Here is a 21,558-nt window from a genome sequence, read left to right on the forward strand (position 1 = left end):
TAGTTTTTTTATTCTGTACATCATATACTATTCAGAAAAGGTATTTAATATTACTTTAACTTCTACTCTTGACTGTTCTTATTTGTTATTTACATATAAATTTTTAACTAAAACATATCTTCTTAAACCACCATATTTTAATTTGTCTTTTTTTATTTCATAACCTAAATTTATAAATGTATTTACACTAAATTTATTATAAGGTGATGCTGTAGCACATAATAATTCATTATTATTTTCCTTTGCTATTTTTTCTAATTCTTCACACATCAATTTTTGAAGTTTATTTCCTCTATATTCATCTTTTACTATAGTTGCTTCTATTTGTCCGACCTTTAATATATCTTCGCCACATAAATCTAAATCATATGCATAATTAGATTCATCGTATCCCTTACTAACATATACGCCCATTGCTATAAGCTCATGATCACTTGTTACATATCCTATTACTTTTCCCTTACCATTTAAATATTCTTCAAACTCATCTTTTTCTGTTTCTGCATAAATTTCTTTATTTTCTAATCCATTTATTATAGCTTCTTGAAGCTCCATTATCTTATCTATATCTGATAATTTTAATTCTATTAATTGTGTATCTACCATTACTCCGTCTTTTCTTTTTAGTTTTAGTAAATTATTCATTTTTCTTTCTCCTTATATTGGTAATCCTAATTACTAAAGTGCATTATATCCCATGGAAATAAGAAAAGCAAGGATATGAACAACACCATATTAAACTTTAAGGTTTGTCCAATAATCCTTGACTTAAATAATTATAAACCTAATAATTTTTTCCAAGTATTAGGTCCTACAATTCCATCAGCAGATAATCCATTAGCTTTTTGATAAGAAATAACTGCTGCTTTAGTATTAGCTCCAAAAATTCCATCAGCACTTATACCTAATTTTTCTTGAAGTAACTTTGTAATATTGCCCCTAGCACCTTGCTTTAACATAGGGCATCCATTTAAAGTATTAGGACCTGCAATACCATCTACCTTTTGATTTGAAAAACCTTGTTTATTGCATTCTTCTTGTAATCTAGCCACCCAGCTATCATAATTAGTAGTTGGTGGGTTTGATGGAGTAGGCTCAGGTGTTGTAGAGTCTGTTGAATTTGTAGAACTATTGACTATAGCCTCTGCTATTGTCTTACCAATTTTATCATAACCGAGCTTCTTATATAAAGCAACATCTTCAGTTGCTTCAACAAAACAAACTTCTACTATCATTGATTTCATGCTAGTATGCCTCAATTCATACAAACCAGTTCTTACTTTTTGTCCTCTATTTTTAAATCCTAAAGAAGCCATTTTATTAACGACTCTTTTAGCTGTATCATATTCAGAATAAACACATACTTCAGTTCCTAACGCTCCATTATAAGAGCTATAAGCATTATTAAAGTGTATTGATACAAATAAGTCAGCACCCCAATTATTAGCTTCATTAACCCCATAACTTAAGTCTGAAGATGAAGATGAAGTTGTATCTGGTGGTGTAACATCAAGAACATTTATTCCTAATTGTTTTAAATATTTAATTACTGCATTTTTTACTAATCTATCTTCTGTCAATTCATCTATTAAAGCACTTGATCCTGGAACATTTGGACAATGTCCTCCTCTAACTGCAATTTTCATAATTAACACACTCCTTTAGTTTATATTATGAAAAGTCTAATGCTATTGTTCTGAATTTGTGTCATAATTCACCACTTTTCTTTTAAAACTCTATTTTTCTATTTTTTTTAACATTATATATTCTAGATTTTCATTCTAAATCGCTACTAAATAATGAAAATATTAAAGCCATATTTTTTAACTTTTCATTTATATAATACAAATACTCTCTTTAATTTTTACAAAAAAATAAAGTTAATTTCATTAAAAAAATTAACCTTATTTATTGCTTATTTCTTATTCTATTTTATGGCCAGTATTTTCTATGCAACTTCTTATTTCTTGTTCTGTAGCTGGGTTGTTATATATAACTTCAACACTTCCCCTTGACATATCCACACAAACATTATTTACTCCATCTATTTTTTCAAGTGAATTTTTAATTTGTGTTTTCATATTTTCATTTGCTATTCCATTTACTATATAATGTTCTCTTTTCATTAATTCGTCTCCTTATGTTTAAAATCACATAAATAGTATTTACAAAAAGATATAATAATATTAAATTTATAAAAATCTATTACAAATTAGGTACTAACAAATTATTATAATTTAGTACTAATAAATATATTAGCTACATATATTTTTACTAAAAGATATCTTTTGTAAACGTTTCATTACTGCTGTTATATTCAAAAATAATTATTCAAGGAGGACTTATTTTGATTAGTTTTTTTGTCTGTCTAGCTATTTTAATTCTTGGCTATTTTCTTTATGGTAAACTTGTTGAAAAGGTATTTGGTCCAGAATTTGATAGAAAAACTCCAGCTTTAGTTCATCCAGATGGAGTTGACTATATGCCAATGAAACCTTGGAAATCTTTCTTAATTCAACTTCTTAACATAGCGGGTCTTGGACCAATATTTGGTGCTTTATCTGGAGCTATATGGGGACCATCTGTATATCTTTGGATTGTTTTTGGTACTATATTAGCCGGAGGTGTTCATGATTTTCTAAGTGGTATGTTATCAGTTAGAAATGATGGTGCTAGTATTTCTGAAATAGTTGGTATTTACTTAGGAAAAGTAATGAAAAATGTTATGAGAGTTTTTTCAGTAATTTTACTTGTTATGGTTGGGGTCGTATTTATGGTAGGCCCTGCTGGTCTTTTAGCAAAGCTTACTCCAAATTTTATGAATATTACATTTTGGACAATCGTTGTATTAATTTATTATTTTTTAGCTACCTTATTACCTATTGATAAAATCATAGGTAAACTTTATCCTATATTTGGTATATGTCTAATAGTTATGGCTCTTGGTATTGCAGGTGCAACAATTGCTCATAGTGGAACTAATCCAATGATGGAAATTACCTTTGAAAATCTTCATCCAAATGGTGCTCCAATTTGGCCATTAATGTTTATAACCGTTGCATGTGGTGCTATTTCTGGTTTCCATGCAACTCAATCACCAATAATTTCACGTTGCATTAATAATGAAAAAAACGGCAGAAAGATCTTTTATGGCGCAATGGTTGCTGAAGGTATAATTGCTCTTATTTGGGCTTCAGCTGGTGTTGCTTTCTATAAGGGTACTGGTGGATTACTTGCAGCTGGTGGTGGTAATTCATCTACTGTTTATGAAATGTCTATTGGTTTACTAGGTAAATTTGGTGGTGTACTTGCAATGATTGGTGTTATTGTTTGTCCAATTACTTCAGGTGATACAGCCTTTAGAAGTGCAAGGCTTACCATTGCAGATTGGTTTAAAATTGACCAAACTAAAATTCCTAAGAGACTTATGTTAGCAGTACCTCTTCTTGGAATTGGATATTTAATTTCCCTTATCGATTACTCTGTTGTTTGGAGATATTTCTCATGGTCTAACCAAACATTAGCTATGATCGTACTTTGGGCAGGCTCTGTATATCTTGCTAAATATGCTAAAGTTGCTAAACCTGCTTCATCATTAATTGCAGCATTACCGGCAACATTCATGTCCGCTGTAAGCTGTACTTATATTTTATATGCAGAAGAAGGATTTAAACTTTCAACAACAATAGCATATCCTATAGGAATAATCTTTGCAGCTGTTTGTCTTTGCTTATTTTTGTTTAAAACATTTATTCCTGCATTAAAAGAAAAAGCCAATTACTAAAATTTACTAATTATATAAAAATAAAAGATTCACAAAGCACTTTTACTTTGTGAATATTTTTCATTTAATATATTTTTCACTCCAAAATCATTATTATAAATTATTTCATACCATATTATAATTCATGTGCAGTTTAATTTTACTTTTGTAATATATTTGCATCAATCATCATATCTAAAGTTATTCCCTCATCACTTACTAAAATAGAATTTAAATCTATTCCATTAAAATTTTCTTTAGAAATTATTACTTTATTATTTTCATACGCTACTATAATATCACTATTTACAAACCAGTCTTTAATGAAAGTTTTTAATGCTAAATTTACAATAAAATCAGCTAACTTTAAATCAAGAATCTTTACTGATCCAATATTAATAACTAGGTCCTTATTTTCATTTAAATTAGGCGATATATCAACCTTAATAGGTGTACTAATTTTATCTGTAACTGCATAATTAACATATAAACTAATATTATTGTCTTCAGTAACTGCTTCTAAGTTACTCATTTTATTATTTTTTGTCTTTTCTAAAAAGTAATTTATACCATTTACTATTGATTCTTCTGGTACAAATATTTTACCTTTAACTCCAATTATAGGGTTATTTATTATTTCTAGTTCTTCAGCTTTAACTCCCGCAATTGCATTAAGGAAATCCATTATATCTGAATCTACTTTTTCATTTGTTTCCTCTTTTTTTATATCTTCTTTTATTTCAGGTTGCTTTTCAACCTTTATAGCTACAAATACTATACTTCCTAAAATAAATAGTCCAAGTAGTATAGCTATTATTATATTTCTCTTTTTATTCATAAGATACCTCTTTTGTGTATAAAATAATTTTACTATATTATAATTCCATTACAATGATCTATTTCATGTTGAATAATTTGAGCTACAAACCCAGTAAATTTTTGCTTTTGTTTATTAAAATTTGCATCTAAATATTCTACTTCAATTTCTTCATATCTTATAGCTTTTCTAAAACCAGTTAATGATAAACAACATTCTTCTGCTTCATATCTTTTTTGCTTTTTTAAAATAACTGGATTTACCATTGGTACTATTAACTCTCCAGCAGCAAACACTATAATACGCTTTTTAACGCCTATCATATTTGCAGCCATTCCAACACACTCTTCAATATTTGCTCTTAATGTATCTATTAAATCTTCAATTATGCTTGCATCTTCTTTATTGGCATCTTCTGATTTTTGAGCTAAAAATAATTCATCTTTTACAATTGGTCTTATCATCTTTACTTCCCCTTTTCTACTATTACTCTTTTATTTTTATATAGTTTTCTCAAAAGCTATTCTTTTTGCACCATCTTCTAAAAAGATAATTCCACAATATTTGAAATTATTTTTCTTAAGTAAATTTTGCATTGGTATATTTTCCTCATGAGTATCAACTCTAATACTATGTATATTATTGCTTAAGCAAAGCTCTTCTGAATATTTAATAATTTCATGCGATAAACCTAATCCTTTATAATTACTATCTACTGCTATTCTATGAATTACCCCGTATTTATCATTTGTAATCCATTTACCATCAATAATATTTTCATATGATTTTTCTTCTTTAAATGAAACAACTGTAGTTGCTACTATATTATTATCTTTTAACATTACATAGCTTTGCCCATTATCTATGTCATTATTTATTACTTCTTTGTTTGGATAATTATTTTGCCATTGATTAATTCCTTGTAATTTAAAATACTCTTGAGCCTGTCTAATAATTTCCATTATTCTACTAACATCTGATTTTATCGATTTTCTAAATTCCATTTTATTCTCCTTAAGCTCTAGATTTTTCTTGCCAATACTTCTTTATATTTTCATTCATTTGTTTTTATAAGTTTAAATAATTTAACCTTTAACTGTTTTAGTATAATTAAATTTAGTTTAAACTTCAACTTTTTCCAATATATTTGCCAAAATTTAATCCACTAAGAAAGAGGTAAATTCTTATTGGATTATTAAACTCTATAATATACTTTTTAAAAATTGCCTTATTCTTTCATTCTTTGAATTAGTGAATTAGCTGCATTTTAATTCCATCTAAAAAAAACAAAGAGACGGTGTTGTTTAACAACATCATCTCTTTGTGTATATTATATATATATTACAATAATTTATAAATATATTTTAGATATATATTCTTATTTTTCAATAAGTAATCAAAGAAATAAATCTTTATTACTTTTTTCTATATTAAGCTACCTGTTCAAATTGACTATTATACAACTCTGCATAGAATCCATCCTTAGCAAGTAACTCTTCATGATTTCCACTCTCTAAAATATCTCCATCTTTTAATACAAGAATAACATCAGCATTCTTAATAGTTGAAAGTCTATGAGCTATAACAAAAGATGTTCTTCCTTCCATAAGCTTATCCATTGCACTTTGAATTAAAAGCTCTGTTCTTGTATCTACTGAACTTGTTGCTTCATCTAAAATTAACATTGGAGCATCTTTAATCATTGCTCTTGCAATTGTAAGCTGTTGCTTTTGTCCTGCAGATAAATTAACTTTATCATTTAAAATTGTGTTATATCCATCATGTAATGTTTCAATAAAGTGATCTAAACCAACTGCTTTACATGCCTCTTTTATAACCTCATCACTTACTCCTTCTTTGTTATATACAAGGTTTTCTCTAATTGTACCTTCAAATAACCATGTATCTTGTAGTACCATGCAGAATAAATCATGAATATTTTCCCTTGTTAAATCACTTGTAGGAATATCATCAATTAAAATTTCACCACTATTAATTTCATTAAAACGCATTAGTAAATTTACTAGTGTAGATTTACCTGCCCCTGTAGGCCCAACTATGGCAACTTTTTGACCTGGCTTTGCAATTGCAGAAAAATCATTGATTATTATTCTATCTGATCCTTCATAACCAAACTTAACATTTTTAAATTCTACTTTTCCTTTAGCATTTTCAAGTGATTTAGTCTTATGACTTTCATCTTCCATTTCTTTTGCTTCTAAAAATTCAAAAACACGATGACTTGCAGCAGCTGCTGATTGTAAATTTTGAACTCCTTGAGCCATTTGAGCTAAAGGTTGAGTAAAGTAACGAACATACATTATAAATGCTACAATTACCCCAAAAGAAATATTACCATTCATTGCAAGAGATGCACCTACTACGCAAACTGCAACATATCCTAAATTTCCTATAAATGTCATAATAGGCATCATTAATCCTGATAGGAATTGAGCTTTAAATGTACTATTTTTAAGTGTTGAATTTAAAGCCCTGAACTTATTATCCATTTGTTCTTCTGCATTATAGGCTTTTACAATAGTATGCCCTGAATATACTTCTTCAACATGTCCATTAATTTTTCCTAAATATTCTTGTTGTCTCATAAAATACTTTTGAGAGCTTTTCATAATTATCATCATTAGTGCAAAACCAATCATTGTAGCTAGTACTGCAGTTACTGTCATTATGACATTTGTCTTTAACATCATAATTAAAGAACCAAAGAATAAACATATTGCACTAATTAATGTTCCAACACTTTGATTTAACGCTTGCCCTATAGTATCTACATCATTTGTAACACGAGAAAGTAAATCCCCAGTAGTATTATTGTTATAATATGACATTGGTAATTTATTTATTTTCTTAGAAATATCACTTCTTAAGTTTTTAGAAACTTTTTGTGTAATAGTTGCCATAATATAACCTTGAGCAAAAGTTAAAATTGCACTAATTACGTATATAGCAACTAATGTTAGTCCTATTGATGCTATTTTATCTAAATCAATACTAGTCATTATCCCAGCTGTAATAATATCTGTCATTTCTGATAGCTTATCAGGTCCTATTATAGTTAATATAGTTCCTATAACTGCACTGGTCAAAGCAATAATTATTACTGGAATATATTTTTTACAATAAGTTATAAGCTTACTTAAACTTTTTTCTGAATTTTTACTTTTGTTTCTATTCATTATACAACCTCCTCCTCTGAAATATCTGAACAAGCTGCTTCCATGTCCACAGCTAATTCCTCCTTTGAAAGTTGAGAGTATGCAATTTCTTTATATACATTACATGTTTTCATTAATTCATCATGTTTTCCTATACCAACCATTTGACCATCTTCTAATACAATAATCTTATCTGCATCTCTTATACTACTTATTCTTTGAGCTACGACAAGCATTGTTGTTCCTATACTTTCTTTTTTCAAGAATTTACGAAGTTTGCTATCTGTTTTGTAATCAAGAGCTGAGAATGAATCATCAAAAATTAATATTTCTGGATAACGTGCTATTGCTCTTGCTATTGATAAACGTTGCTTTTGACCTCCTGAAAGGTTAGTACCACCTTGTGAAATATGAGCATCATATTCTCCATCTAAATTTTCAACAAACTCAGCTGCTTGTGCTGCATATACCCCATAAATAACATCATTTTTTGTAATTTCTGATTTGCCATTTTCTCCAAATGCTACATTTGATTCAACTGTTCCTTCGAATAAAGTAACCTTTTGAGAAACATATCCTAATTTATTTCTAAGATATTTTTGATCATATTCTTTTACATTAACTCCATCCACTAATACTTCACCTTCTGTAGCATCATAAAAACGTGGAATAAGATTAATTAATGTACTTTTACCAGCACCAGTTGCTCCTATAAATAATATAGCTTGAGTTTCAATTTTAGAAAGATTTAAAACATTAGTAGCAAGTGATGTTAACCTTTTAGATTCTTCTATAATTATATCTAAATATTCATTTCTTTCTTCTTTAGAAAGATCATCATCCTTTAAAATTTCCGCAAAGCCTTTAATAGATATAATTGGTGTTTTAAATTCATGAGAAAAATTATTTATAAAATCTGTACGTAATACTTCAATACTACCTAATTCTTCTGCCATTGTATTAAAATTTTTAGATAATATTCTAAATTCAGGTGGCTTTCTTATATTTAAACGGGCTGAAAAATCTCCACGTGATAGTTTATCTGTTGCTTCGATAAACTCTATAACATTTTTTAATACAGCTCTACTTGAACATGCAGAAACTACAACACCTATTAAAATACATGAAACTAATGTAATTATAGGTAATACCATTATATCTGTAATATTTTTTTCATTTAAAATTCCTAGAGCAAATGATATATACATTAAAACCCCTGTAATAACTGTAGTAATTAAATTAATAATGATACTAAATAATAAACTTAACATAAACAAAATGTTTATTACTGTTAAATACATTAGAATAAATCATCATATTTAATATTTTACAATAGATTTATTTACCAATCCATAATTCATATTATAATAATAAAAAGAGAAGTTGTACCCTATTTACTTAGTTGTGCAACTTCTCTTTTTTATAATTAAATCCTTATTTCTTTTTCATTGAACGTATAACTTCAACTCTTGTTACAACATTATTTGTTATTTTTGCTACTCTTAATGCAAATCCTGGATAATAAATACATACTCCTGTGCCTAACTCTAGTTTTCTTGCTTCTATTTCCTTTAGTACAATATCTTCTAATGTATCTTCTTTATTTTCATGTGGTATATCGATATGTTCTAAAAAGTTTATCCTTTTTACTCTTTCACTACTTCTATAAATAGTTTTATCAACTTCATCAAAGTTATAAAATAAGTACTTTCTTGTAGCAAACAATGCTGCTATAGCTAGTACCCCTATTAAATTTTGGAATATTGTCATGTGTTCAACTATTAATTGTCTTGCAATAGCAAAAAGTAAAACTTCAATTACAGTTTCTGGTGTATGTTTACATAACATCTTTATAAATTCTATTCCAATAACAAAGTTAAATGCTATTGAAAGATAATCATTAAATGCATCTAAATTATTTCTAAATGAGAATACCGATGTAATATCAAAAATTAGATATATAACAGATATTCCAATACAAATTGCTAAAAGTACCCCTATTATAGTCTCAAGTGTATCTACTACTTTTAGCACCTGTTCTTTTATAAATTTCTTCATAATATTTACTCCCCTACTTAATATCTAATTATTTAATAAAACTAAATATAAAAATAACATAATTATATCTCGTATTTTTACATTCTTATTTTTATTTATTTTTTTATTATATCATGAAATATCCCTCTTTTATGTGATAACAATTACATTTTTCTATTATTTTTACATTAAATATATTATTTTTTAAGTTAAAAGAGCTTTCTTTGTTATAATAGTTATAATAAACACTTTTTACTGGAGGTAATGTATGCTTATAAGAGAGATACAAGAAAAAGATAATAAAGCCTCCTAATCCAATTTGAATAATTGACTCGGAGGCTACATCATTTTTTGTCTCTATTACTTACTATTAAATATACTATTAAACGTATCTATCCTAATAGTTTTCTCTGGCTTAAAATCTTTACTTTCCATATATTTAATTAAACTATATTGAAGCCATTCTGCTGGACTACTATCCACTATTTCTTTAAGGGGTGAATTGCAAACTAAAATTTTAGCTTCATTTACTTTAAATTCATAAACTAATCCTAACAAATGATTTCTCTCAAAATTATCAATCATTTGTACAATTGGATCAATCTTAACATTATCTAAAATAGATAAACGGGAATTCATAATAATATCCCACCATTGTGGAGTTGAATAAAACTCGCATGGAAAATTCATTAATGCAGGATGTTTATCATTTATTAATAATCCCATTGTTCCTACTGGTATAGGTTTACCCATACTTTCTGAAATAGATCTAAACATTGGATAACACCAGAAATCTGTACAATAAGTTCCTTCAATTGAATTTATATTTTCCTCTTCTTTTGGATAATATAATATCTTTTTATTATTTGAAACTCCACTTATCACTTCTAATAAATCATCAGTAATAATAATATTTTCTTTATCTAATTCTGGGACTATAGGATATACCCATAACTCATAGTGATTTAATATATCTAAATCTTCAATTGTTAATTTAAATGTATATTTTTGTGGTACTTCACATTTTGGTAATTGAAAGCTTACAGTTGATAAATTATTTACACCAATAGCAAGTTTACTTACTATTACTTCTTCCTTCCATAGACAACTTGTTTCATTCACAAGTTCTATCTTTAAAACCATATTGCAATTTTTAATTTCTTTTCTATAATTAGTAAGTTTTATATTACAGTTAAATTTTTCTCCTGCATCCCATACATACTTTGAAAACTCTCCAAGCAATATACAATCCGAACAGAACTCTCTCCATTCTTCTGATGATATTATTCCCTTATTATCCATAAAAGCATCTAAAATCCCTACTAAAGCAGTTCCTTGTCCACTAAAATCCTGCAAGTCTAGCAATTGGAATCCTGCTAATTCATTGCTTCTAAATGCTGTTTCTAATTCACCTTTATAGCATTCTGCTGCTAATTTACCTGATGCTTTAAAGTACATATCAGCCTTATCAATTAATCCTTTTTCCTCTAAACGCTCTTTAAACACTTCGAAATTCCTAGCTTTTAATACTCCAGTATATTTATCTATTTCTTTGAAATTAGGAAAAGTTTCATATTGTCCAATTTCATGTGAAATAACTGGTACCTTAGGAATAAACTCTTCTGTTTCAGACACAAGTACTTCTTTTACTCCAGTTCCATATTGAATTTGCTTAACTCCAACTTCCCCTGCTGAACTTTTTTTCTTTGAAGTTGGTCTTATTATTTCATCATAATTATGAATTGTATTTGGTGCGTCTGTTTGTATATGACCTTGTGGAGCATCACACATTGCATAAGAACCTCTATATAATCTATCACCTGTAAAACGAACTCCACTAAAGAAATCATCCTCTTCTAAAATACATGGTGCCCATTGGAAGTTATTACATCCTTGTACATAAAGATGTCTATTATCATATTCTTTATATCCCTTTAAAATAGAATTTAGAGTTTCCTTGCTTCCCCATAATTCATTACCTAAAGACATCATAACAAATGATGGATGATTACCAAATTCATCTAACATTCTATATCCTTCTTTAATTAAATACTCTTCCATAGCTTCATCATGATTTTCATCTTCTTTTGTTGTTATTGTCCCCCAGAAAGGTAGTTCTGGTTCCATATAAATACCAACAATGTCTGCTGCCTCAAAAGCAGCTTTAGGTGGACAGCATGTATGGAATCTATAATGATTAATACCGTATTCCTTTGATGTTTTTAAAACCTTTATCCAGCTTTCTAAATCTGTTGGTGCATATCCTGTTAAAGGAAAAATTAACCCATCATGTTTTCCTCTAAGAAAAGTCTCTTGTCCATTTATTAAAAACTTCTTTTCATTAGTTTTAAAAGATAACATACCAAATGAATAAGTATCTTCATTTATAACTTTTTCTTCATTTTGAATTTGTATTTTCATTTTATAAGTATGTGGATTATATTCACTCCAAAGTTGAACATCCTCTCCCATTAAGTACTTTACTTCAAATGAATTATTATTTATGTTATAACCTTTTTTATCAAATACTTTAATCTCATCAAAAGCTGTCAATGAAACTTTTTCTATTTTATTACCTAAAATATTTCCTCTTACTATAACAGATTTATCTTCGATATTAGGATAAAACTTAACATTTGATAATCTAGTTTTATTAGTAATTTTAATAGAAATTTCCCCAGTAATTCCATTCCAATTTGTTTGAGTATCTGGTGAAGTCATATGTCCACCTTTTGTTGGATATGAGGTATTATCAACCATTATAGTTACCTTGTGCTTGTTATTGTTTACATAAGGGGTAATATCGTAATGATGAGATGTACATAAACTATTATATGTTCCCACATAATTATCATCTATCCAAAGGTGTGTTATCCTTGTTCTTTCCATTATTAATTCTATATAATCATTTTCACTTTTATTTGGAAATTCTACTTCTTTAGAAAACCAAGCAAATCCTTCGAATTTGTATAAATCAGTAAGATATCCAACTTCTCTATCAGTATTTATTTCACCTTTCTTTGCTTCAGAAGTTGTTGTTGGTAAAGTAATTGTATCATTTAATTCTTTTTTATATAATTCATTATTTAATCCTTGTTTATCTTTATCTAATTGAAAATTCCATTCACCATGCAAATTTATTTTAGTCATATCTATTCCCATCCTTTTATATAGTTAAAATTTATAATCTAATTATTATAAAAATACAATTAAATTTTATATGTAATTAATTATAATATTAACCTTTTACTTTAAATACCCGAAAAATATCACCAAAATTATAGTATTTATTTTATTACCTACATGAAAATTCAAATTATTTAACTATTAAATAAATATATTTATTAATTAATTAATAAAAAAAAGTGCACTGATGTAAACTGATATCTATAAACTTAAACACTTTTTTATAAGTGTCTAGTCTATAGGTATCAATTTATAAGTGCACCTTTTTATTAATGTCTTCTTGCGAAATCTACAAATACAAATTTATCTGGCCTATGTCTTGACTCTGTATACTGAAATAAACTTGTATCATCTAAATATGTATAGCTTTTAACTACTACTATCATATCAAAGCCCTTCATATCTAAATACTTTTTATCTTCCTCTGAAGCATTTTGAACTGTTATTTCTTTTTTTGCATATGCTATCTTTAATCCTAACACATTTTCAACATATTCATATAAAGAATTCTTGCATATATCTTCAGTAAGATTTTCTACAAATTTTTGAACTACGTAATCCTTATCTAATATTACCTTTTCTCCATCTATAGTTCTTGCTCTTACTATTCTCCATACTTTCTCATCTTCATTTATCTCAAGCCCTTTTGAAATGTTTTTTTTAGGAATAATACACTCTAAAGCCTCAACTGTTGTTTCAATAGCCCTTCCTGACTTTTCACTAAGCTCTTTAAGACTAACTACACCTGAAACTGGGAAATTAAACTTATTTATATCTAAAACAAATGAACCTTTTCCTTTACTTTTTTGAATATATCCATTTTGTTCTAGCATATTTAAAGATTTTCTTACAGTATCCCTTGAGACATTATACTCATCCATTAATTCCTTTTCAGAAGGTAATTTATCATTTGCTACATATTCTTTACTTTCAATTTTATTAACTATAATGTTATATATATTTAAATACTTCTTATCCATTTCATCACCATAGTTATTTTATCATAAATATCTACTATTTCTCAATATAATAAACTATTGACTCATATGGTCTAAGTATTATTTCTTCCTTTAATTTTCTAGAATTTGAATAATTTGATATTAATGTATTTACTTTATATTCATTGCATAATAATTCTGATGGTAATTTTACCATTGTTTCTTCACCATAGAAGTTATTTAAAACTACTAAAGTTTTATTTTCATAATTTCTTGTATAAGCTAATACTTTGTTATGTTCTTCTAATATCATTTCTATATTACCTTTTGAAATAACATCATATTCTTTTCTTAAAGATATTAACTTTTTATAATGGTAAAATACTGAATCCTTATTTTCTAATGCCTTTTCCGCATTTATTTCTTTATACATTTTACTAACTGGTATCCATGGAGTTCCTACAGTAAACCCTGCATTTTCTTTACTATTCCATTGTATCGGAGTTCTTGAATTATCTCTTGATTTTGATCTTAATATTTCTAAAATATCCTCTTCAGTTTCACCTTGTTCTTTTAATATATTATAATAATTTATAGATTCAACATCTCTATATTCTTCTATTGAATCAAAGTAAGGATTAGTCATTCCAAACTCTTCACCTTGATAAATATAAGGAGTTCCCCTCATCATATGAATAGTTGTTGCTAACATTTTACCACTTTCATTATGATACTTTTTATCATTTCCAAATCTAGATATTGCTCTAGGTTGATCATGATTGCACCAAAATACTGCACTCCATCCATTACCCTCTTGCATTTCCTCTTGCCATTGTTTGAATATATCTTTTAACATCTTAAAATCAAAATCCATCATTGTCCACTTATCACCATTTTTATAGTCAACCTTTAAATGATGGAAATTAAACACCATTGAAAGTTCTTTTTCTTCAGGATTTGAATACTTAATACAATTATCTACTGATGTTGAAGACATTTCTCCAACTGTAATTATATCTTCATACTTACCAAATGTATTTTTATTAAGTTCTTTTAAATACTTATGAATATTAGGTCCATCAGTATAAAATCTTCTTCCATCACCTATATTGTCACTTTCAAACACTTCTGGCTTTGAAATAAGATTAATTACATCTAATCTAAAGCCTTTTACCCCTTTATCTAACCAAAAGTTTACTACTTTATAAATTTCACTTCTTACTTCTTCATTATCCCAATTTAAATCACCTTGTGTAACGTCAAATAAGTGAAGATAATATTCATTAAACTCTTCTACATACTCCCAAGCATTACCACCAAATTTTGAAACCCAATTAGTTGGAGGTTCATTATTTTTCCCTTCCTTAAATATATAGAAATCTTTATACTTCTTATCACCTTTTAAAGCTTTTTTAAACCACTCATGTTCAGTAGAAGTATGATTAAATACCATATCTAACATAATATCAATATTTCTTTTTTTTGCTTCCTCTACAAGATTATCGAAATCTTCCATAGTCCCCATTCTTGGATCTATTTTGTAGTAATCTGCAACGTCATATCCATTATCTTTTTGAGGAGATACATAAACAGGAGTTAACCATATATAATCTACACCAAGTTCTTTTAAATAATCTAGTTTTTCTGTTACTCCGTTTATATCTCCAATTCCATCTCCGTTTGAATCATTAAATGACTTAGGGTATATTTGATAAACTACACTTTCTCTAAAATCTTTCATTTTAACTATCTCCTTCTATCTAGCAAATAATGGACGATATATGCCTAGTAATTTTATACTATTCATATATCATCCTTTTATAATTTTTTATATCTTATTAAGCAGCTTTCTTTACTTTAGCATCTACTGATGCATTTCCTAATTTTTTTCTTCCAACAATTATTGTTAATACAAATGGAATTACTATTGCTACTACCATAGCTACAGCAAACATTAACATATGTTGAGGTTGAATTGAAAGTATTCCAGGAATACCCCCTATACCAATTGCATTTGCCATAACTCCTGTTGCTACTGATATTACTGCTGCAATACCTGAACCAATCATTCCACAAATAAATGGGAATCCATATTTTAAGTTAACACCAAACAATGCTGGTTCTGTTACACCTAAATATGCTGAAATACATGCTGGTATTGAAACTTGCTTTTCTTCTTCATTTTTTCTTTGTAAGTATATCATTGCAAGTACAGCTGATCCTTGAGCAATATTTGATAAAGCAATCATTGGCCATAATAATGTACCACCAACTTGTGACATTAATTGAAGGTCAATTGCATTTGTCATGTGATGTAAACCAGTAATAACTAATGGAGCATAAACAAATCCAAATATACCTGCAAATAACCAACTAAATGATGAAGTTAATCCTGAATAAACAACTGTTGAAATCATATCTCCAATTTTCCAACCAATAGGTCCAAGTACTGTATGTGCTATAAGTACTGATGGTACTAATGCAAAGAATGGTACTATTATCATTGAAATTGCAGCTGGTGATATTTTTCTAAAGAATTTCTCTAAATAAACTAATACAAACCCTGCTAATATCGCTGGAATAACTTGTGCTTGATATCCAATCATATTAACTTTAGCAAATCCAAAATCCCAGAATGGAATATCAGCTCCACCTGATACCGCATATGCATTTAAAAGTTGTGGTGATACTAATGTAATACCTAATACTATACCAAGTATTTGAGTAGTTCCCATCTTCTTAGTAATTGCCCATACGATTCCTACAGGTAAGAAGTGGAATATCGCTTCACCTATTAGCCATAAGAAACTATAAGTTCCTGCCCAAAATTGTGATATTTCAATTAATGTTTTTGTTCCATCTTCGAAGAACTTTACATCACCTATGATATTTCTAAATCCTAAAATAAGACCTCCAACTATAATTGCTGGAATAAGTGGTGAAAATATCTCTGCTAAATTTGCCATTAACTTTTGAATAAAGCTCATATTTGATTTAGCTGCATCTTTAACACTATCCTTACTTACTCCTTCAATACCAGAAACCTTTACAAAGTCATTGTAAAAATCAGTAACTGTATTTCCAATTATTACTTGGAATTGTCCAGCTTGAATAAATGTTCCTTTTACACATTTTAATGCTTCTATTTTTTCTTTATCTGCTTTACTTGTATCCTTTAATACAAATCTCATACGAGTTACACAATGTGTAACTGCACTAATGTTTTCTTTTCCGCCAATGTATTCTAGTAACGCTTTTGAGTCATCAATATACTTTCCCATCTTTTTACCTCCTAACATAATGACCTGTACGCATATTATTGTCCTACGCTATCAACAACCTGTACGTACATCTTGTCTATGTATCAATAATAACTTGTACGTATATGTTTGTCAACACATTTTGTAATCATTTTCTTAAAAATATTTGATTTATATATTTTATAAGTATTCTCAAAATGAATTATTTTATATGTATTTTCATATACTCTATTAGCACTTACTTGGAGGTTAATATGAAAAAATTTAGTGAAATAAAAGAAGATTTCACAGATTGGATTATCGGAGCTACTAAAGAAGATTTCTTAAATGTAGTAATTATTTATTCCAAAAGATTAGGATTAATAGCTTTAGGTTTTGTTTTAGCACTAATTGTAAACGTTATTTTTTCAACACCTGTAGAAGGAACTGAAGAATACAAAACTTTAAATTCTCTCTATGAAAGCTCCAAGGAATATGGTGAATCACTTAATGAAAAAGTAACTGAGTTAAAAAAATCTATTAAAGACTTAGAGGAAGAAAACTCACTCCTTACAAAAAAGGTAGAAGAAGCTGCTCCTTGGTTTGAAATGAAAGAAGAGGAACGTAAAGCCGAAGAAGAAAGAATTGCGCAAGAAAAGGCCCAAAAAGAAGCTGAGGAAAAAGCAAAAAAAGAGGCTGAAGAAAAGGCTGCTGCTGAAAAGAAAGCACAAGAAGAAGCCGCTGCTAAAGAAGCTGAAGCTCATAAATATGAAACTGGTCTAACTTGGGAAGACATAGCTAGAGAGGGTAAAATCGGAACACTAGGTCAATTCGAAGGTAAAATTATTCAAGTCATGAATGGTAATGGATATACTCAATACAGAGTAGCAATAAACGGAAACTATGATACTATAATGCTAGTTGAAATTGATGATAGCATAAAAACTGAAACTTTATTAGAAAATGACTATATATACTTTAAAGGTTCATCTGCTGGTAATATGACTTATACCACAGTTTTAGGTGCCGAAATGACTATACCAGCTTTTATAGTTGATGAAGTTACTAGATAATTATCTAATTTAAATTAAAAATAGATTTTACAGACCTCTAATAAATAGTATTAGTAGTCTGTAAAATTTATAAATACGATCTCTATTTTTTTGCCTTTAATTAGTATACTAAAACAAACTTATGAAAACTTATTAATTATAAAATCTACCTTTATAAAATAATCTATGTATTCATAAACTAACTCTTTATATAAGTTATATAAAATCAAACCTCATAGGATAAGAAAAAATATTATTTTTTAAGTTTAATCATAAAAAAAATTTGTAACTTTACCTTTCATATGATATCTTTCTATTTAGCACATAATTTTTATCAAATTTTTGGAGGATATACTATGTCATTTATTCTTTTAATTATAGGTTTCTTTTTTCTTATAAAAGGAGCTGATTTATTTGTTGATGGAGCTGCTTCTATAGCAAGAAAATTTAATATTCCATCAATGATAATAGGACTTACCATAGTTGCAATGGGGACAAGTGCTCCTGAGGCTGCTGTAAGTATTACATCTTCATTATCTGGGCAAAACGATATGAGCGTAGCTAATGTAGTTGGTTCAAACTTTTTTAATATTCTTGTAGTTCTTGGTGTTTCTTCACTAATATCTAAGCTACCTGTACAAAAAAATACAATAAAAAAGGATACACCTTTTTTATTAATTGTAAGTGGTTTGCTTTTAGTATTTGGAATTAATAAATATATAAGCAGAATTGAAGGATTAATATTATTAATTGTTTTTGTATACTTTTTATATTCCACAGTTAAAATGGCCAAATCTGCAACAAATTTAGATAGTTCATCTGATAATGAAATTGCCTTAGCTGAAAGTGATACTACTACACAAACTCCAATATTAAAAACTGTTATTTTAAGTGTAATAGGAATTTTAGGTATTGTTATAGGTGGAGATATGGTTGTTGATTCTGCTACTTCCATTGCAACTTTATTCGGTATGAGTGCAAATTTAGTTGGTTTAACTATTGTTGCTATTGGAACATCATTACCTGAATTTGTTACTTCTATAGTTGCAATAAAGAAAGGTGAAACTGAAATTGCAATTGGAAATGTAATTGGATCAAATATATTTAACATATTACTAGTTTTAGGGCTAGCTACTTTCATTTCCCCAATAACAATTAGTACTTTAGCATTAATAGATATTATTTTTATGTTATGTATAACAATACTATTATATCTATTTATGAAAAAAGATTATTCTCTATTAAAAAAACATGGCATTATTTTAGTAGGAATTTATATAGTTTATATGAGTTATACAATAATTAGATAATATTTATAAATAAAAAGAAATCTTAGTTGCTTTTTTCAGCTAAGATTTCTTTTTTATATAAAACATATTTATTTCTATAATCTTCTTTAACTTCTAGAATAACCAAATACTAAAAATTAAGCTCTTTATATTTATCACGTACTATTTTACATGAATTATCGAAATTTCTTTGTTCCTCTTCTGTTAAATTTAATTCAACAATTTCCTTTACTCCTTGGCGATCAATTATTGCTGGCACACTTATAAAAATATCATGTTCATTATACTCTCCAGACAATAAAGTAGATACTGGTAAGATTCTATTTTCATTATGTAAAATAGTTTTTACTATTCCAGCTACAGATGCTGCAATCCCATAAGATGTGTTTCCTTTTTTATGGAATATTTCCCATCCACCTTTAATAGTTTCTTCTTCAAGAGAATCATATGGTTCTACCCCAACTCTCTCTTTATTATCTCTTACAATACTTTCAAAATCTTTTCCGCCTACTGTAACAGTGCTCCAAGATACAAGCTCACTATCACCGTGTTCTCCTATAACAAATGCCTCAACACTTCTTGGATCAACATCTATACGTTTTGCTAAGTAATATTTAAGTCTAGCTGTATCTAAAGTTGTTCCGCTTCCAATAACTTGATTCTTCGGAAGACCTGATATTTTCCATGTATAATAAGTCATAATATCAACTGGATTAGATACTACGATAAAAATCCCTTCAAATCCACTTTCCATTACAGAATCTACAACTGATTTAACTATGTTTTGAGATTTTTCTAACATTTTTAAACGATCATTATCTGTAATTGCCATAGGTGCAGAAGCTGTCATTACTACAATATCAGCATCCTTACAATCTTTATAATCTCCTACACTTATTTTTACATTTCTATTCATAAATGCACCTGCATGATTTAAATCAAGAACTTCACCTAATGCTTTATCCCTATTTATATCTATTAATATAATTTCATCACAAAGCCCCTGATTTTGTAAACAAAAGGCTGTAGTCACACCTACATTCCCAGCCCCTATAATTGCAACTTTACTATTTTTTATTAGCATATTTACTGCCTACCTTTCTGTCTTTCATTTATACTTCGCCCCTATTTTTATATCCTATAGGATAATTATAAAGAACATATTTTATTTTCATATATGATTTTACCATTTCACTTAATTTTAGTAAATATTTCTTAGCATGACATAAGTAACATATCTCTTTCTCTATATTAACCTTATCCTTTTCATTTCATATATTAATATTATTAATTCTTTTAAGGCGCAATATGAAAATATACGAAAATATAAATATAAATGAACTACAACTATTAGGAAAAGGTACTCAAGGAAGTGTATATAAAATAGATGATAAAAAATTCATAAAACTATTTAGATAACTCCAACTGCTGACTTTATTGTAATATTAGGAGATTCAGTAGCTGGAGGTAATAATTCTAATGCCTTATTAAGTCAGCTTAACGATTTTAGAAACATAGTAGCTAGTTATTATGAAACAAAGCCTTTAATTCCTGTTTTAGGTAATCATGAAGTTAATATTAATCCTACTGATGATACTTTTGAAAAACTATTTAGCAAATGTTATGCTGATCTTAATGTAACTGATTATTTAGATGAATATAATAAAACAGTTTATTATATTGACTTTGATAATTATAGATTAATATTTCTTAATTCATTTCATTATAACGAAATCCATAAAATCACTAATAACCAATTAAAATGGTTTGAAAACATATGTAAACAAAGTAATAAGAATAAATTACTTTTTCTTCACTCACCAGCTTTTCCTACTGGTGCACATCTTGGGCATTGTCTTGATTTATATCCTAAATGTAGGGATGATTTTTGGTCAATAGTTGATAAATATGAAATTAAATTAGTATTTTCATCTCATGAGCATAATTATTCACGTCGTGTTGTATCTGGTAAAAATGATATTTATCAAATTATTTCTGGAGGTGCTGGTGAAAAACTCCGAAATAAATATAATAGTAAGAATGGAGTTATAATACCACCTA

At 27.8% G+C, this 21,558-nt stretch carries 17 protein-coding genes and 2 pseudogenes; 4 read left to right on the forward strand and 15 right to left on the reverse strand.

The genetic code is table 11. From position 1 onward, the window contains the following. Nucleotides 1-78 precede the first annotated feature (78 nt). The 3 genes from ABUA17_RS00740 to ABUA17_RS00750 all read right to left on the reverse strand — a co-directional run bounded on the left by ABUA17_RS00740 (nt 79) and on the right by ABUA17_RS00750 (nt 2,126). The gene (locus tag ABUA17_RS00740; protein ID WP_042398274.1) at nt 79-645 is read right to left on the reverse strand and encodes a GNAT family N-acetyltransferase; all 567 of its coding nucleotides are present in this window, start codon (nt 643-645) and stop codon (nt 79-81) included. Nucleotides 646-776: 131 nt separating this feature from the next. Next, complete coding sequence (locus ABUA17_RS00745) at nt 777-1,646, reverse strand: N-acetylmuramoyl-L-alanine amidase (protein WP_042398271.1); 870 nt, start codon at nt 1,644-1,646, stop codon at nt 777-779. A 276-nt stretch (nt 1,647-1,922) separates the two neighbouring features. Then, a complete protein-coding gene (locus ABUA17_RS00750; RefSeq protein ID WP_042398268.1) occupies nt 1,923-2,126 on the reverse strand; it encodes a heavy-metal-associated domain-containing protein in 204 nt (67 codons plus the stop codon). A gap of 221 nt (nt 2,127-2,347) precedes the next feature. Between ABUA17_RS00750 and ABUA17_RS00755 the strand changes: the two genes are divergently transcribed. Further along, nucleotides 2,348-3,784, forward strand: a complete 1,437-nt coding sequence (locus ABUA17_RS00755) for a carbon starvation CstA family protein (protein ID WP_195951278.1) — start codon at nt 2,348-2,350, stop codon at nt 3,782-3,784. 139 nt (nt 3,785-3,923) lie between these two features. On the opposite strand, the gene ABUA17_RS00760 is transcribed toward ABUA17_RS00755, so the two are convergent. The 11 genes and pseudogenes from ABUA17_RS00760 to treP form a co-directional block, all read right to left on the reverse strand. Further along, nucleotides 3,924-4,601 (reverse strand): hypothetical protein, encoded by a 678-nt coding sequence (locus ABUA17_RS00760; protein WP_042398262.1) that lies wholly within the window; start codon nt 4,599-4,601, stop codon nt 3,924-3,926. 32 nt (nt 4,602-4,633) lie between these two features. Beyond that, on the reverse strand, nt 4,634-5,044 hold the full coding sequence (locus ABUA17_RS00765; RefSeq protein ID WP_042398259.1) for a peptide deformylase: 411 nt from the start codon (nt 5,042-5,044) through the stop codon (nt 4,634-4,636). A gap of 36 nt (nt 5,045-5,080) precedes the next feature. After that, a complete protein-coding gene (locus tag ABUA17_RS00770) occupies nt 5,081-5,584 on the reverse strand; it encodes a GNAT family N-acetyltransferase (RefSeq protein WP_042398256.1) in 504 nt (167 codons plus the stop codon). 426 nt (nt 5,585-6,010) lie between these two features. After that, complete coding sequence (locus ABUA17_RS00775; RefSeq protein ID WP_195951334.1) at nt 6,011-7,777, reverse strand: ABC transporter ATP-binding protein; 1,767 nt, start codon at nt 7,775-7,777, stop codon at nt 6,011-6,013. Then, nucleotides 7,777-8,712 carry an ATP-binding cassette domain-containing protein gene (locus ABUA17_RS00780; protein WP_279325358.1) on the reverse strand — a complete coding sequence of 312 codons (936 nt, stop codon included), beginning with the start codon at nt 8,710-8,712 and terminating at the stop codon, nt 7,777-7,779. Before ABUA17_RS00780 ends, ABUA17_RS00775 begins: the two co-directional genes overlap by 1 nt. Next, a pseudogene (locus ABUA17_RS00785) lies at nt 8,710-9,057 on the reverse strand (HAMP domain-containing protein); the annotation flags it as partial. The gene ABUA17_RS00780 and the pseudogene ABUA17_RS00785, both read right to left, overlap by 3 nt. A gap of 133 nt (nt 9,058-9,190) precedes the next feature. Beyond that, the gene (locus ABUA17_RS00790) at nt 9,191-9,814 is read right to left on the reverse strand and encodes a hypothetical protein (RefSeq protein WP_042398243.1); all 624 of its coding nucleotides are present in this window, start codon (nt 9,812-9,814) and stop codon (nt 9,191-9,193) included. A gap of 339 nt (nt 9,815-10,153) precedes the next feature. Further along, nucleotides 10,154-12,943, reverse strand: coding sequence for a DUF8487 domain-containing protein (locus ABUA17_RS00795; RefSeq protein ID WP_195951335.1), 2,790 nt, complete (start codon nt 12,941-12,943; stop codon nt 10,154-10,156). Between the two features lie 305 nt (nt 12,944-13,248). Continuing rightward, the gene (treR, locus tag ABUA17_RS00800; RefSeq protein ID WP_042398237.1) at nt 13,249-13,959 is read right to left on the reverse strand and encodes a trehalose operon repressor; all 711 of its coding nucleotides are present in this window, start codon (nt 13,957-13,959) and stop codon (nt 13,249-13,251) included. A 34-nt stretch (nt 13,960-13,993) separates the two neighbouring features. Next, complete coding sequence (gene treC / locus ABUA17_RS00805) at nt 13,994-15,658, reverse strand: alpha,alpha-phosphotrehalase (RefSeq protein ID WP_042398235.1); 1,665 nt, start codon at nt 15,656-15,658, stop codon at nt 13,994-13,996. Nucleotides 15,659-15,755: 97 nt separating this feature from the next. Beyond that, nucleotides 15,756-17,198 (reverse strand): PTS system trehalose-specific EIIBC component, encoded by a 1,443-nt coding sequence (gene treP, locus ABUA17_RS00810; RefSeq protein WP_195951336.1) that lies wholly within the window; start codon nt 17,196-17,198, stop codon nt 15,756-15,758. Between the two features lie 233 nt (nt 17,199-17,431). Here treP and ABUA17_RS00815 point away from each other — a divergent pair, with 233 nt between their 5' ends. Beyond that, nucleotides 17,432-18,229 carry a hypothetical protein gene (locus tag ABUA17_RS00815; protein WP_052330661.1) on the forward strand — a complete coding sequence of 266 codons (798 nt, stop codon included), beginning with the start codon at nt 17,432-17,434 and terminating at the stop codon, nt 18,227-18,229. Nucleotides 18,230-18,564: 335 nt separating this feature from the next. Then, nucleotides 18,565-19,518, forward strand: a complete 954-nt coding sequence (locus tag ABUA17_RS00820; RefSeq protein ID WP_042398229.1) for a calcium/sodium antiporter — start codon at nt 18,565-18,567, stop codon at nt 19,516-19,518. A 109-nt stretch (nt 19,519-19,627) separates the two neighbouring features. Here the strand turns inward: ABUA17_RS00820 and ABUA17_RS00825 are convergent, their stop codons facing one another. After that, nucleotides 19,628-20,581 (reverse strand): L-lactate dehydrogenase, encoded by a 954-nt coding sequence (locus tag ABUA17_RS00825; RefSeq protein WP_042398226.1) that lies wholly within the window; start codon nt 20,579-20,581, stop codon nt 19,628-19,630. A 352-nt stretch (nt 20,582-20,933) separates the two neighbouring features. Here ABUA17_RS00825 and ABUA17_RS00830 point away from each other — a divergent pair. Further along, nucleotides 20,934-21,434 (forward strand): annotated as a pseudogene (locus tag ABUA17_RS00830) (metallophosphoesterase family protein); the annotation flags it as partial. Nucleotides 21,435-21,558: the final 124 nt, after the last annotated feature.

The organism is Clostridium sp. RTP31139st1_H3_RTP31139_211217, from assembly GCF_040227035.1.
Taxonomy (GTDB): domain Bacteria; phylum Bacillota; class Clostridia; order Clostridiales; family Clostridiaceae; genus Clostridium; species Clostridium saudiense.

Excerpts from the sequence above, each read along its gene's own strand:
- ABUA17_RS00740 (WP_042398274.1), bottom strand. The coding sequence starts at position 645 with ATGAATAATTTACTAAAACTAAAAAGAAAAGACGGAGTAATGGTAGAT.
- ABUA17_RS00745 (WP_042398271.1), bottom strand. The coding sequence starts at position 1,646 with ATGAAAATTGCAGTTAGAGGAGGACATTGTCCAAATGTTCCAGGATCA.
- ABUA17_RS00750 (WP_042398268.1), bottom strand. The coding sequence starts at position 2,126 with ATGAAAAGAGAACATTATATAGTAAATGGAATAGCAAATGAAAATATG.
- ABUA17_RS00760 (WP_042398262.1), bottom strand. The coding sequence starts at position 4,601 with ATGAATAAAAAGAGAAATATAATAATAGCTATACTACTTGGACTATTT.
- ABUA17_RS00765 (WP_042398259.1), bottom strand. The coding sequence starts at position 5,044 with ATGATAAGACCAATTGTAAAAGATGAATTATTTTTAGCTCAAAAATCA.
- ABUA17_RS00770 (WP_042398256.1), bottom strand. The coding sequence starts at position 5,584 with ATGGAATTTAGAAAATCGATAAAATCAGATGTTAGTAGAATAATGGAA.
- ABUA17_RS00775 (WP_195951334.1), bottom strand. The coding sequence starts at position 7,777 with ATGAATAGAAACAAAAGTAAAAATTCAGAAAAAAGTTTAAGTAAGCTT.
- ABUA17_RS00780 (WP_279325358.1), bottom strand. The coding sequence starts at position 8,712 with ATGGCAGAAGAATTAGGTAGTATTGAAGTATTACGTACAGATTTTATA.
- ABUA17_RS00790 (WP_042398243.1), bottom strand. The coding sequence starts at position 9,814 with ATGAAGAAATTTATAAAAGAACAGGTGCTAAAAGTAGTAGATACACTT.
- ABUA17_RS00795 (WP_195951335.1), bottom strand. The coding sequence starts at position 12,943 with ATGACTAAAATAAATTTGCATGGTGAATGGAATTTTCAATTAGATAAA.
- treR (WP_042398237.1), bottom strand. The coding sequence starts at position 13,959 with ATGGATAAGAAGTATTTAAATATATATAACATTATAGTTAATAAAATT.
- treC (WP_042398235.1), bottom strand. The coding sequence starts at position 15,658 with ATGAAAGATTTTAGAGAAAGTGTAGTTTATCAAATATACCCTAAGTCA.
- treP (WP_195951336.1), bottom strand. The coding sequence starts at position 17,198 with ATGGGAAAGTATATTGATGACTCAAAAGCGTTACTAGAATACATTGGC.
- ABUA17_RS00815 (WP_052330661.1), top strand. The coding sequence starts at position 17,432 with ATGAAAAAATTTAGTGAAATAAAAGAAGATTTCACAGATTGGATTATC.
- ABUA17_RS00820 (WP_042398229.1), top strand. The coding sequence starts at position 18,565 with ATGTCATTTATTCTTTTAATTATAGGTTTCTTTTTTCTTATAAAAGGA.
- ABUA17_RS00825 (WP_042398226.1), bottom strand. The coding sequence starts at position 20,581 with ATGCTAATAAAAAATAGTAAAGTTGCAATTATAGGGGCTGGGAATGTA.